This is a genomic window from Mesorhizobium sp. M0678 (assembly GCF_040320505.1).
Lineage (GTDB): Bacteria > Pseudomonadota > Alphaproteobacteria > Rhizobiales > Rhizobiaceae > Mesorhizobium.
Genome location: NZ_JAMYPT010000019.1, coordinates 1 through 12,529 on the forward strand (window position 1 = coordinate 1; position 12,529 = coordinate 12,529).

A 12,529-nucleotide genomic window follows, 5' to 3' on the forward strand; every position below is an offset into this window, starting at 1 on the left:
AGTTCGCGTTCCATATCGGCAAATGCTCGCTGGCGTGACCAATTATTTGCTCGGACGAGGTAATCTCAAGAACGGGCTAGGTACCAGCGCCTAAGCCGCCCCCCCCCCCCGGGCCCCCCCCCCCCCCCCCCCGGGCTCCATTCCATGGAGATCGACATGTTCGACCGGAACAGAAGCTGCTCCTATGACGAGCAGCACAAGAGACGTTTCCACGCGACAGCCCGTTCACGGCTGAAGAAACTCGCCGCCGAACTTGCCCTGCCGCACGGAAGCTTTGACCCGCGCTCAAACAAGGCGGGCATAGCCGTTTCCGGTGAAATTATACTCTGCACCATGACTGCGCCTACATCCAGGTCAGCCAGTTCGGTTTGTCCTCAGGTCACGGCATCCTGATCCGCACCTGCAAGGGCCGCAAGGATTATGTCGGCGGGGCCAACCACTTCGTCGCGCTCGGCATGCTCGACGACATCCCGGCGCTCGCCGCCGCCGTGCGCGCCATCACTGGGGTTGGTCGAGACGATTCGCGTTCCTCCGAGCGACGTGCCGCCTGAACCCTGCAAACCCCATCATCGCCGGTGCACGCGCCGGCCGCGGGCTCGGCCAGTCGACAGCCACAACACCAAACAGTTGCGACGACGCGGTTCATGCCGCGCGTGGCCGACCCGCGTTCAGGAGAACCCCATGACCGCACATCCACCCTTCAGGAAGGTGCTCGACGGCGTCGCCACCCGCGAGCAGATGTTCCAACTGTTCAGCCGACACAAAGATACTCCCGGCATCGATCCGCTTTCCGGCACTCCCTATTCAGGCGAGTGGTTTCAGATCACCGCGTCAGAATATCACTTCATGCTCGATTTGCTGCCGCCGCTCTTCATGCGCACCGGCATGTTCGGCATCTCGGAGTTCAAGACCGGCAACGTGACCAGCGTATTCTTCGCGATCCGGATCCGGGGCCGCGAACGCTGTATTCATGGCTTTTGCGACCTCACGGATCGGCAATCCCCGGACAAGATGCGCGCCGCCATCATCGCCCACGAGACCGGCGCGAGCGACAGCATGACCCGCGCGGAGAAGCTCGAGGCGATCTGGAATATGACCCCCCGTCGAACTCAGGGGCATCGCCCGCAATGCAAATCCCGGGACCGGGTGGGCCGAACATCGCGGCAAATGCACGATTCTCATTAACGCCGGAAAGCATGATGCTGTCTTCAAGCTGCTTGATGATCTGTCGGATCTCGAGATTGACGAACTCCTGTCCTCCGCCCGATCAAGCCGGAACTCAAAGAAGGGAGGCGACGATAAAGGTTATCCCTGAGAGCTGCCGCTCGGAAGCGAAACGTCCCTATTAGCATGGTCCGCCTACTCCGCTGAAATGGGCGCGTCGGATAGGCTATGCGGCGCGATGTCTATCGAGGAGGCGTTCTATCGGACGCCGACGGGCGAGACGCTCTCGCACATTACGATCGCTTGCACGCAGCCCTATCGCTTTCCAAGATACCGTGACGGCGACCGACATTGCTCGATCAGTGCGTCGCCGCCGGCCGGCGCATTTTCACGGTATTTGAGGCCAGCACTGACCAGGTGCTCGTAGTCCAGCGAGCCACGTATCAGGGTCAGACTTCAACTCGGATGATCCTGGTCACCTGATCACCGTGGGTAATCGCCCACAGCGAGGCCGTGTGGCCGACTGGTTCGACGATATGATCGACCAGTCGCCGAACAAAACTTCGGATCAGGACCTGCCGCGCGGGATGTATCCGGCATTGCGTAGGGCGCCGATGAAGAGGCTGGCCGGGCCGGCGATACTCGTCCTGGCCTGCATAGGTAGCGGCAGAGTGTTCCAGTCTTCCAAGGGAGTGATAAAGCAGGAGAAAGTGCCATTGACCATCCAATGGCTGATCGCCGAGCCCTGCTTGTCCAGCGCCAGAATGCCTGTCTGGTTGCTTGGATATCGGACGGCGGCGATCCGCTGCATTTCCAAGTCGCCATCGATGCGCAAATCAAAAAGCAGTACGCCGTGGCTTCTGATGGCAATTTCTGCGACTTTTTCCGTGAATCCAAGAGGAAGCGCACGGACGCTTTCGACCGCCATCCCGAAAACAATCGCGTCCAGCTCATCCGCAGCCATGAGAAGATTTGCTCCCAAGAAAATCAGGATTGCAATCGATGCAGTCGGTTGTGCACAGTCATCGGATGCGGACGGCTGTGAGTCCCTTGTATGTTTGCCCGGCGGCAACGAATGACGGCGTAGGCGGCGCTCGATGCAGGGAGGGGTTCTTTACCGAACCTGGAGCATGCGAGCCTCGTCAGCATGTCGAAATTTGTCAGCTGCCGGTGGATCGAGCGAAGTGGCGCCTGTGGATGGCGGGCATGGATAGGCTCTGAAGATCTCGTTAAATTAGACCTCGGCTCGCAATAGACTGTTTGCATCCCGTTGATCGAGCCAGTCCCCGAGATCAGGGAAACCTCGCTTGCTCGTCGCTGGCCTTCTCCGATAAAGCTCGGCAAGAGCGATAAGATGCCTAGGCGCAGAATACTCGCTGACGCGAAACAGCGACTTGGCTTGCAAGTCGTCCTCACATCAAGGAAGGGACTATGAAGCGCCAGATCCGGCCATTTATCGTGGAAGTCAAACAGAAGCGCGGCAAGCAAAAGCCAAGCCATTCGATCTGGGGTGGTCTCGACCTGTCCAAAATTGTCACCGAGATGACGCAGCTGTCTGATGGTGCTCAGTTGCCAGGTTCTGAGCTCATTGACTCCAGTATAAGACCCATCGATGCTGAAATACGGGACAAACCACAAGCGGAGCATATCATGGCCGATTCTCAGGAAGCTCAAACTGTGCAGACAACAGTGGCACCAGCCAAAGTGGAAGCCTCTGAAGCGAAGAAGAAAGCTCCGCGAGCAAAGAAAGCGAAGGCAGAGCTCGCCAAGCCGACCCGCAAGAACGGGGCGAGACCAGGGGCCCAGGCGGCTGAACCTGCGATGGCAGTGCGGACCGCCCGGAAGACTTACTCTGAGAAGGAACGCGCCCAGAAGCTTGCCCAGATCGAAAAGTCGATCGCTGGAGGGGCGACCAGCAAGAGTGCGGTCGGCCAAGCCGGCATTTCGGAGCAGACCTACTATCAGTGGAAGAGGGCTGTGGCGCCTTCTTCAGATAGCGGCGATCTCCGTGATCTTGTCGCGCTCGAAGAAGAAAACAAGCGCCTTAAGAACCTGCTTGCTGACCGTCTGCGCAAGGAAAATGCCGAGCTCAAGAAGAAGCTGGGCCTTGCGTAAGACATACTGAGCCTCGTTGGAAATTCCGCCGACGCTCAGAGCGGTAACGGCGGCATATCGCCTTCGCCGGCCCGCCACACCCAGGAGCCGATCTCCGGACGCGCGGCGATCATTTCGTCGAGCGAAGCCTCGAACGCTTCGTCCGCACGGGGCGGGACGACAAAGAGCGCGACCGGCTCATCCCTGTTCTGAAGCAAAGCGTTGGCGATCGGCTGGGCGGTTTGCAGGTCGTAGCGCAATCCCTTTACGCTTTTCTCGCCAAGACGCGCAAGCGCGTCAACGAGCCTCTTCTCCTGGATCGTCTCGTAAGGAATCCAGTTCTCGGATACCACCATCAACGCGACCTCCTCGACAATGGCGAGGCCGGCCGGGTTCAGTCCGAAGATCGCGATGGCCATGAGATGTGAGCTGGAATCCGCTTCCCACAGCGACAATTCTTTCTCGAAACGTGCCTGCAAACGCCGATGCAATGCATCGTCGATGATAAAGGGAAAACCGGGCAGGTGCCTGATGACGAGTTTCTGACCCGATCGGGTGGGCATGATTTCCTTCACCTCGCCGACCAGGACCAGCAACTTTCGGGGGCCGGATTTTGGCGGGAGCGCAGGCGCGAGAACCGCGTTGCGACGCTGTTCGATCGCTTGCCTGTTCTCCGCGCGAAACGGCTCGGGCACAAACAGGATATCCGAGAGCGGTCCGCTCCTCACCGTCATTTGCGCGGCAGCTTCGAGCAGATGCCAGCGGACATTCCACCAATGTCGCTTGCCAGCCCATATGGAAGTCCAGACCGTCAGTTCCGCCTCGTGCCAGAGATAATGAAGGAGGCCACGCAGCGACATCCTCCTGGGGCCTCCGGTTACACTGGCGGAGCTCTCGCCAGCGGGCACCGACGCTGCCCGGCTCCCCGTCTTCGACAGGCTGAAATCGAGTTTCAAAGCCGCCATGCCGCTTTGCGGATCAAGCTGGATGGCGCTGCCCATCAAGGCGCCCAGACCGGAGAGTTCGTATGGGGACTCGTAGGAATCGCAGGACGGGTCATGCCCGCCGCCGCTCAGCGGCATGCGCTTGATCAGATGAAGGTCGCCGATGCGGGCGATGTACATCGGGCAGCCCGGCTCGCGGCACAGGCATAGCGGACGCTCGGTGCGAGCATAGGCGTTCGCCAGCGCTGTCTGCAGGTCAGGCGCCCCTTCCTCGTAAACCGCACTGCCAATTCTGAACCGTCGCATCACCTCGCAGCTCCAGGTCGCCGCCGCATCCCTGTCAGCGCATTGAGTCACGACTTTGCGCAGAGCGCAACCCGTTTGGTGCATCGGCGCCAGAGCCAGAGGGGAGCCGGGAGGAGTGCGGCCCGGCTGGTGCGGAGAGAGTGCCGGCGCGGGCGCCACTCCTCTCTCGCAAAGGACATTTCCATGAACATTGTTTCGACCACATCGGCCGTTGCCCGGACGGCCGCTCCCCTCGGCGCGCCGACGCCCGCTCCCATCAACAACGCCCAGGCGATCTATCAGGCGGCAATGCGGCTTCTGCCTTTCCTCGAGCAGGGCAAGCCTGTCAGCACCGCCGCACTGCGCACCGCCATGACGACAAGTTTTGGCGGCAGCGATGCGCAAGGGTTCTGGGTCTGGAAGGACGCCTATGAGGCGCTCGAAGTCGCCCAGGTGCTGTTTCTGCGCCAGTTCGGCCCTGCGATCCTGTCCCGGTCCACCACGCCGCAGGCAACGCTGGCGATGATGAAGCGCATCGCCGAACTTCTTCCCACCCATACGCGACGCTCCGACGAGAGCCAGGCCATGCAGCAGCTCTCCACGCCCTTGCCGCTGGCCTTCGTCACGGCGTACGCCGCGGCGATCGCATCTTGCGACCTCGTTCTCGAACCCTCGGCCGGCACCGGTCTGCTCGCCGTCCATGCCGAGATGGCGCGCGCCTCGATCGCCCTCAACGAGCTTGCCGCGACGCGGGCCGATCTCGTCGGCCTGCTGTTTCCAAGGTGCCCGGTCTCGCGGCACGACGGCGCCCATATCGACGATCATCTCGACGCGGCCATGGAGCCATCCGTCGTGCTGATGAACCCGCCTTTCACGGTCGGCGCCTATGTCGATGGACATGTCGCCGATGCGGCATGGCGACACCTCTCCTCCGCATTCGCGCGCCTGCGTTCGGGCGGTCGTCTTGTCGCCATCACCGGCGCCGGGCTGTCTCCGGAAAAACCCAAATGGCGGCCGGCCTTCGAACGCCTGCAGCAGCAGGGCACCGTCATCTTCACCGCAGCGATCGACGGCCGTGTCTACGCGCGCCATGGGACGACGGCCGAGATCCGCTTGACCATCATCGACAAAGTTGCTGCTAACGACCCAACCAGCTTCTCCGGCTCGCCGCGCAAGGCCATGGATGTCGGGACTCTGCTCTCCTGGATCTCCGCCCTGCCACCCCGGACACCGGGCGGCTTTCCGGACTCGATCGGTGCATTGTCCAGCGGCATGCTGCGCAATGCCGCCATGCATATGGGTGCCCGATCGAAGGCGAGAGCCGCACCCCTCGCTGTCTCAACGGCTGCTCCAAAGGCCATCCAATCGGTCCGTCCGATTGCGCGGGCGAAGCCCGCCCGCCAGGTCATGGCAAACAGCACGCCGGCTGTCCCTCTCGCCTATGAGCTGCGCGACTGGATGCCGGAGGAGAGCGGCCGGCTGACCGACACCATCTACGAACCCTACGCGCTCCAGTCGATCGACATTACCCGCGCCAAACCGCATCCGACGCCGCTCGTACAGTCGGCCGCAATGGCCGCCGTCGCGCCGCCCAAACCTTCCTATCGACCGCTTCTTCCTGATGCCATCATCGACGAGGGCCTGCTATCGGACGCCCAGCTCGAAAGCGTCATCTATGCCGGCGAAGCCCATTGCGGCCATCTCACCGGCGCCTGGACGGTTGACGAGACCTGCGATGTTGTGTCCGCCGCGCATGAAGGCGCCGAAAACGCGGTTCGCTTCCGCCGTGGATGGTTTCTGGGTGACGGGACCGGTTGCGGCAAGGGGCGGCAGGTCGCCGGTGTCATCCTGGATAACTGGCTGCAGGGTCGCCGACGCGCGATCTGGATTTCCAAGTCGGACAAATTGCTGGAAGACGCCCAGCGCGATTGGGCTGCACTTGGCCAGGAAAAACTTCTCGTCCAACCTTTGTCCCGCTATCGGCAGGGCACACCGATCCGCCTTGCCGAGGGCATCCTGTTCACGACCTACGCCACCCTGCGCTCGCAGGAACGGGAGGGCAAGAAATCCCGGATCGCCCAGATCCTCGACTGGGTTGGACAAGACGCGGGAAGGGCCGAAGGCCCGACGGGGATTAAAGAAAGCCAGACAGGGATTGGAGGAAACCCGTCGGGGGCGAAAAAATCTTTCGATGGCGTCATCGTCTTCGACGAGGCCCATGCCATGGCCAATGCCGCTGGCGGCAAAAGCGAGCGCGGCGACGTCGCGCCCTCGCAACAAGGCAAGGCAGGCCTGCGGCTCCAGCATGCACTGCCTGACGCCCGCGTCGTCTATGTCTCGGCCACCGGCGCGACCGCCGTCGAGAACCTCGCCTATGCGCAGCGCCTCGGCATCTGGGGCAGCGAGGATTTTCCATTCGCCAACCGCGCCGAGTTCGTCGCCGCGATCGAGGACGGCGGTGTCGCGGCGATGGAAGTGCTCGCCCGCGATCTCAAGTCGCTCGGTCTCTATGTGGCCCGTTCGCTCTCCTATGAAGGGGTCGAATACGACTTGCTCGAGCATGAGCTGAGCGACGAACAGACCCGCATCTACAATGCCTATGCGGATGCGTTCCAGGTCATCCACAACAACCTGACTGCCGCCCTTGAGGCAGCCAACATTACTAGCGAAACCAGTACGCTGAACCGCAACGCCAAGTCGGCGGCGCGCTCGGCCTTCGAGAGCACCAAGCAGCGCTTCTTTAGTCATCTCATCACCTCGATGATGACGCCGACGCTGATCGGCGCGATCGAGCAGGACCTCGCCGACGGTCATTCGGCGGTCGTGCAGATCGTCTCGACCGGCGAAGCGCTGATGGAACGGCGGCTTGCCGAGATCCCGACCGAGGAATGGTCGGACCTGCATGTCGATGTGACGCCGCGCGAGTATGTAGGCGGATACTTGATGCATTCCTTCCCCACCCAGTTGTTCGAGGAATATTCGGACGCGGAGGGCAACGTCCTTTCGCGGCCTGTCCACGACGAAGATGGCAACCCGGTTCAATGCCGCGAGGCCGTTCGCATGCGCGACGAGATGATCGAGAGGCTCGCGTCGCTTCCGCCGGTCGGCAGCGCGCTCGACCAGATCATCCATCACTTTGGGACCGACACCGTCGCCGAGGTGACCGGCCGCTCGCGGCGCATCGTGAAGAAGACCGGCCGCGACGGCATCGACCGGCTGGCCGTGGAAAACCGCCCTGGCTCGGCCAATCTCGCCGAGACCCAGAGCTTCATGGACGACGACAAGAGCGTGCTGATCTTTTCCGACGCGGGCGGCACCGGCCGGTCCTATCACGCCGATCTTGGGGTCAGGAACCAGAGGCTGCGCAAGCACTATCTGCTCGAGGCCGGCTGGCGCGCCGACAACGCCATCCAGGGTCTCGGACGGACCCATCGCACAAATCAGGCGCAACCGCCGCTGTTCCGGCCCATGGCCGCCAACGTGAAAGCCGGCAAGCGCTTCCTGTCGACGATCGCGCGACGGCTCGACACGCTGGGCGCGATCACGCGCGGTCAGCGCCAGACCGGCGGGGCAGGGTTGTTCCGTGCCGAAGACAATCTCGAAAGCGCCTATGCCCGCGTGGCGCTGCGGCAGTTCTATCATCTGCTGCACCAGGGCAAGATCGAGGGCTGCTCGCTCACGACCTTCGAGACGGTGACTGGGCTGTCGCTGACGACGGATGAAGGTGGTTTGCGGGACGAGCTGCCGCCAATCACGACCTGGCTCAATCGCCTGCTGGCGTTGCGCATCGAAACCCAGAACCTGCTGTTCGAGGTGTTCGAGCAGCTGATGGCGGGAAGAATAGAAGGCGCCATCGCCGCGGGAAACTATGACAAGGGACTGGAGACGATCACGGCGGAGAGCATCGTAGTCACCGATCGCCGCACCGTCTACGCGCACCCGGTCTCGGGCGTGCAGTCGCATGTGCTGACAGTCGCGCGCAAGGACCGTATCCGGCCGCTCGGCCTGGTCGATGCGCTGGCCATTGCCCGTGCGGAGCCGCAATCGGCTCTGCTGGTCAACGCCCGTTCGAGCCGCGCGGCGATCCGGCTGCCGACGGCGAGCCTGATGCTCGACGACGGCGCGATAGAGCACCGCGTGCGCTTGCTGCGGCCGACCGACGAGCTGCGCTTCGGTCTCGACGCCCTTGCCGAAACACACTGGCAGCCGGCCGACCGGAAATTGTTCTGCGAGCTGTGGGAGTCGGAAGTCGCCGCCGTCCCGGAGTTCATCACCAGCACCTTTCACATCGTGACGGGGCTGCTGTTGCCGATCTGGCGTCGGCTGCCGGACGACGACTGTCGAGTCTATCGAATCCAGACCGATGCCGGCGAACGCATCATCGGCCGCCACATCGCGCCCACCCTTGTCGCGACCATGTTGCGCAATCTGGGGCTCGATCATCCGCCGACGCTCGCGCCGGAAGATGCCTGGACCGGGCTCGTGGAAGGCAGGCTCGGACTGCAACTTGCCGACGGCCTGATTCTGCGCCGCAGCCGCGTCATGAACGACTACCGTGTCGAATTGATTGGCTTCACCGACGCGATGGTCCCCCGGCTGAAGGCGCTGCGGCTGATCTCCGAGATCATTTCCTGGAAGCTCCGGCTGTTCATCCCGACGGCCGCGCAAGGGTCTGCCATCCTCGCCGCGCTCCTCGACCGCCATACGCTCGTTGGCGTCACCGACCGTACGGCAGTGGTTTGAGGGGAGGCGATCATGACCGGCTCGGCCTCCGAGCTGGCACGCCGCCTTGGCGATCATGCCGAGGCGGTGTGCCGCGAATATCTCCCCAACGGCCATCGCTCCGGCAATCACTGGATCGTCGGTGATGTCCGCAACGCGCGCGGCCGCTCCATGCATGTGCGGCTGAAAGCCAATGCCAAAGGCCCTGCCGGCAAGTGGGTCGACGAGGCGACGGCCGAATATGGCGACCTGGTCGACGTCATCGAGGCGAGCTGCGGCCTGGTCGGATTCCGCGAGGTCGCCGATGAAGCGCGTCGCTTCCTCGCCATGCCACGGCCAGAACCCCAGTTCCGCCCATCCGATATCCAGCGCCAGCCTGCCGCGGCACGCGGCTCCCCTGACGCGGCCCGCCGCCTGTTCGCCATGTCGCAGCCGATCGCCGGCACGCTGGCCGAACGCTACCTCACCGGCCGCGGCATTCTGCTTGCCGCCCGCGAACGCGCCCTGCGCTTCCACCCCGGCTGCTACTATCGCGATCTCGTGACCGGCGAGACGCAGACCCTGCCCGCGCTGATCGCTTCGGTCACCGGCATCGACGGGCGCATTACCGGCCTCCAGCGCACCTGGCTCGCTCCGGACGGCAACGGCAAGGCGCAGATCGCCGATCCTCGACGCTCGCTCGGTCATCTCCTGGGAAATGGCATCTGGCTCGGCCTCGATCCCGACACGCCCGTTCCGGTCATGGCCGCCGGCGAGGGTTTCGAGACGATGGCCTCGCTCCGCACGGTGATGCCGGCGCTGCCGGTGGCTGCGGCGACCTCGGCCAATCACCTCGCCGGCCTGATCTTGCCCCCCGGCTGCCGCCGCCTCTACATCGCAGCCGATGCCGACGCCGCCGGCCGGCACGGCATCGAGCGTCTCAGCCAGCGCGCAGGCGAGGCCGGGATCCTCGCCCTGGTGTTTCGGCCGCAGCTCGGCGACTTCAACGACGATCTGCGCCATCTCGGCCCCGCCCATCTCGCGGCATGGCTCAGCGATCAGCTCGTCCCGGAAGATGCCCGTCGCTTCCTGCCGCCCGGATGAACGGCCCGAGCTGGCGGGCGGGCAGGGGTGGCGTCAGCGGAAGCCTTGCAGGCATGGCGGCGGTCCGCCGGAGAGGCCGCGCCCGCGGCCTGCCCGAGAGGCCACCCCTGCCACCCCCCGTACACGGCCGCAACGGCTGCGCCGTCCTCCGCTCGCGCTCCGGCCTTCGGTGCGGCCGCGTCCGGGGCGCGGCCGGGATGCGCTGTCAGGCCGCGATAGGCGCGGCCATAACCGACGGAGACACGCCATGACCTACGAGCCTGCTTTCGACGACGCCTACGAGCCCTACCACGCCTCCTCGCCGACCGACCGCGTCATCCTCGAACTGCAGATGTACGGCCATCGCCCGCATCAGGACGAACCTGATCCTCGGCCGCTTCCCGACGACGAAGTGATCCGGGCAGGACTCGCCGGCATCGTCGATACCTTTGCCGGTATGCTTGGCGACACCAGGCTCGAACCCGATCTCGACGACCTGCTCTGGTCGTTCGCAAACGTCTTCCACCGTGCCGCCGAGCGTGTCGCCCGCAGCCTCGACCGCAACGAGGAGGCGCAGCGCTCGAGTCAGCAGGAGCAGGACGGCTCGGAGGTGAAGTCGGTCGAGCTGGAGCGGCTGACCGCGGAAGGCATCACCTATATCGAGCGCCGCAACGTGCTCGAAATCATGCGCGATGAGGCCGCCGACCTCTACGAGGCGCAGACCGGATCGGCATGGCGGCCGCGCACTGGCTCCAAGGTCAGCCACCAGGCGATGACCGCGGCGGTGATCGACAGCCGCGACTTCCTCGCCGCCCGCCGCCACGCCGAAACCGAGGTGCTCATCCCGGCCGGCACCAAGATTGCCTTCGCCGGCGGCCTCGACTGCAACGATCACGACCGGATCTGGGACGCGCTCGACAAGGCCCGCGAGAAGCATCCCGACATGGTTCTGATCCATGGTGGCAGCCCGCGCGGCGCCGAGCGCATCGCCGCCTGCTGGGCCGAGAACCGGAAGGTCACCCAGATCGCCTTCAAGCCGGACTGGAACCGGCACGCCAAGGCGGCTCCGTTCCGCCGCAACGACCAGCTTCTCTCCGTGGTGCCCTACGGCCTGATCGTCTTTCCCGGCTCCGGCATCACCGACAACCTTGCCGACAAGGCCCGTCGGCTCGGCATCCCCGTGTGGCGGTTCGCGGAGGGCGGCGCGTGAGCGTCGGTTTCCTCGCATCCGCACCATCGAACCCGACCGCGCGAAGCGCACCGAAGCCAGCGCGCGAAGCACTGCACCCCCTCCACAGATCTTATCGTCGCCGTGGGGCGTGCCGCCACGCAACGTGGTATTGCGGTCCGCGTTACACTAACGTATATACGTCCGCAGCACAGGAGCGCGCCATGGCCACCACAGCCACGAGGAAGGAAACACCCGTCTCAATGCGGTTTCGCGACGATGATCTCACCATCATCGACCGCGGCGCGCAGTTGCTCGGCCTGTCGCGCACGGAGTTCATGCGGCGCGCAGCACTCCACGAGGCGCAGGCGGCCATCCTCAACGAAACCGTCATCCGCGTGTCCCCGCAAGCCTATGACGCCTTCATGCAGGCGATCTCAGCCCCGGCCGCCGCGCCCCCGCCGAAGGCGGCCGAGCGGCTGCGTCGGTCCCCCCCCTGGGACCGCTAGGTGGCGCTTTCAGGCATCGAACTCCTCGACGACATGCACCGCCTCGACAGCTTCGATTGCGGCAAGCCCGCGCTCAACGCCTGGCTGGCCGGCTTCGCGCGAACGAACCAGGCCCGCGGGTTTACCCGCGTCCTGGTCGTTCACGACGAGGGAACAGTCGTGGGCTATTACGGCCTCGCGCCGGGCGTGATCCAGCCAAACAGCGCACCGCGCGCCATACGCACCGGACGGCCGCCCGATCCGATCCCCTGTCTGCTGATTGGACAACTCGCCGTCGACCATCGCTACGCCGGACAAGGCATCGGCAGCGGCCTGGTCAAGGACGCGCTGCATCGCTGTGTCGCCGGCGCCGACATCGTCGGCGGCCGCGCGGTGGTGGTGCGGGCGATCGACGCCGAGGCCGAGCGCTACTGGCAGAGCTGGGGCTTCATTCCCGCGCGGGACAATCCGTCGGTGCTCATGCGCTCGATCCAGGACGTGAGCCTCTGGCTGGCCGACAAAGGCCACTAGCTCCAAGCGCGTAGCGCCAGTAGCCAGATCCGCGTAGCGCCTCCGGAAGCGGCAGGGTCCGGGCGCGCGGG

The 12,529-nt window shown here is 64.4% G+C and carries 10 protein-coding genes; 8 read left to right on the forward strand and 2 right to left on the reverse strand.

Annotated elements, in window-relative coordinates; translation table 11 throughout:
- Window positions 1-368 precede the first annotated feature (368 nt).
- Together NKI29_RS25645 and NKI29_RS25650 are read left to right on the forward strand one after the other, a co-directional pair.
- Window positions 369-551: a hypothetical protein gene (locus tag NKI29_RS25645; protein WP_352797593.1), complete on the forward strand. Its 183-nt coding sequence runs from the start codon at window positions 369-371 to the stop codon at window positions 549-551.
- Window positions 552-681: 130 nt separating this feature from the next.
- Window positions 682-1,185, forward strand: a complete 504-nt coding sequence (locus NKI29_RS25650) for a DUF1419 domain-containing protein (RefSeq protein WP_352797595.1) — start codon at window positions 682-684, stop codon at window positions 1,183-1,185.
- Window positions 1,186-1,732: 547 nt separating this feature from the next.
- On the opposite strand, the gene NKI29_RS25655 is transcribed toward NKI29_RS25650, so the two are convergent.
- Window positions 1,733-2,128 carry a hypothetical protein gene (locus NKI29_RS25655; RefSeq protein WP_352797598.1) on the reverse strand — a complete coding sequence of 132 codons (396 nt, stop codon included), beginning with the start codon at window positions 2,126-2,128 and terminating at the stop codon, window positions 1,733-1,735.
- Window positions 2,129-2,595: 467 nt separating this feature from the next.
- Between NKI29_RS25655 and NKI29_RS25660 the strand changes: the two genes are divergently transcribed.
- Complete coding sequence (locus NKI29_RS25660; RefSeq protein ID WP_352797599.1) at window positions 2,596-3,279, forward strand: transposase; 684 nt, start codon at window positions 2,596-2,598, stop codon at window positions 3,277-3,279.
- Between the two features lie 35 nt (window positions 3,280-3,314).
- On the opposite strand, the gene NKI29_RS25665 is transcribed toward NKI29_RS25660, so the two are convergent.
- Complete coding sequence (locus tag NKI29_RS25665; protein WP_352797760.1) at window positions 3,315-4,508, reverse strand: DUF1173 domain-containing protein; 1,194 nt, start codon at window positions 4,506-4,508, stop codon at window positions 3,315-3,317.
- Window positions 4,509-4,691: 183 nt separating this feature from the next.
- Between NKI29_RS25665 and NKI29_RS25670 the strand changes: the two genes are divergently transcribed.
- The 5 genes from NKI29_RS25670 to NKI29_RS25690 all read left to right on the forward strand — a co-directional run bounded on the left by NKI29_RS25670 (window position 4,692) and on the right by NKI29_RS25690 (window position 12,458).
- On the forward strand, window positions 4,692-9,230 hold the full coding sequence (locus NKI29_RS25670; protein ID WP_352797601.1) for a strawberry notch-like NTP hydrolase domain-containing protein: 4,539 nt from the start codon (window positions 4,692-4,694) through the stop codon (window positions 9,228-9,230).
- Between the two features lie 12 nt (window positions 9,231-9,242).
- Window positions 9,243-10,292, forward strand: coding sequence for a DUF7146 domain-containing protein (locus NKI29_RS25675; RefSeq protein ID WP_352797603.1), 1,050 nt, complete (start codon window positions 9,243-9,245; stop codon window positions 10,290-10,292).
- Window positions 10,293-10,539: 247 nt separating this feature from the next.
- The gene (locus tag NKI29_RS25680; protein WP_352797606.1) at window positions 10,540-11,481 is read left to right on the forward strand and encodes a DUF2493 domain-containing protein; all 942 of its coding nucleotides are present in this window, start codon (window positions 10,540-10,542) and stop codon (window positions 11,479-11,481) included.
- Between the two features lie 182 nt (window positions 11,482-11,663).
- On the forward strand, window positions 11,664-11,948 hold the full coding sequence (locus NKI29_RS25685) for a type II toxin-antitoxin system TacA family antitoxin (protein ID WP_352797607.1): 285 nt from the start codon (window positions 11,664-11,666) through the stop codon (window positions 11,946-11,948).
- Window positions 11,949-12,458, forward strand: a complete 510-nt coding sequence (locus NKI29_RS25690) for a GNAT family N-acetyltransferase (protein WP_502894642.1) — start codon at window positions 11,949-11,951, stop codon at window positions 12,456-12,458. It begins immediately after the preceding gene.
- The last annotated feature ends 71 nt before the right edge of the window (window positions 12,459-12,529 follow it).

Bases quoted from the DNA above. Each gene is read 5' to 3' on its own strand.
- NKI29_RS25655 (WP_352797598.1), bottom strand. From the start codon at position 2,128: ATGGCTGCGGATGAGCTGGACGCGATTGTTTTCGGGATGGCGGTCGAA.
- NKI29_RS25650 (WP_352797595.1), top strand. From the start codon at position 682: ATGACCGCACATCCACCCTTCAGGAAGGTGCTCGACGGCGTCGCCACC.
- NKI29_RS25665 (WP_352797760.1), bottom strand. From the start codon at position 4,508: ATGCGACGGTTCAGAATTGGCAGTGCGGTTTACGAGGAAGGGGCGCCT.
- NKI29_RS25680 (WP_352797606.1), top strand. From the start codon at position 10,540: ATGACCTACGAGCCTGCTTTCGACGACGCCTACGAGCCCTACCACGCC.
- NKI29_RS25670 (WP_352797601.1), top strand. From the start codon at position 4,692: ATGAACATTGTTTCGACCACATCGGCCGTTGCCCGGACGGCCGCTCCC.
- NKI29_RS25660 (WP_352797599.1), top strand. From the start codon at position 2,596: ATGAAGCGCCAGATCCGGCCATTTATCGTGGAAGTCAAACAGAAGCGC.
- NKI29_RS25675 (WP_352797603.1), top strand. From the start codon at position 9,243: ATGACCGGCTCGGCCTCCGAGCTGGCACGCCGCCTTGGCGATCATGCC.
- NKI29_RS25685 (WP_352797607.1), top strand. From the start codon at position 11,664: ATGGCCACCACAGCCACGAGGAAGGAAACACCCGTCTCAATGCGGTTT.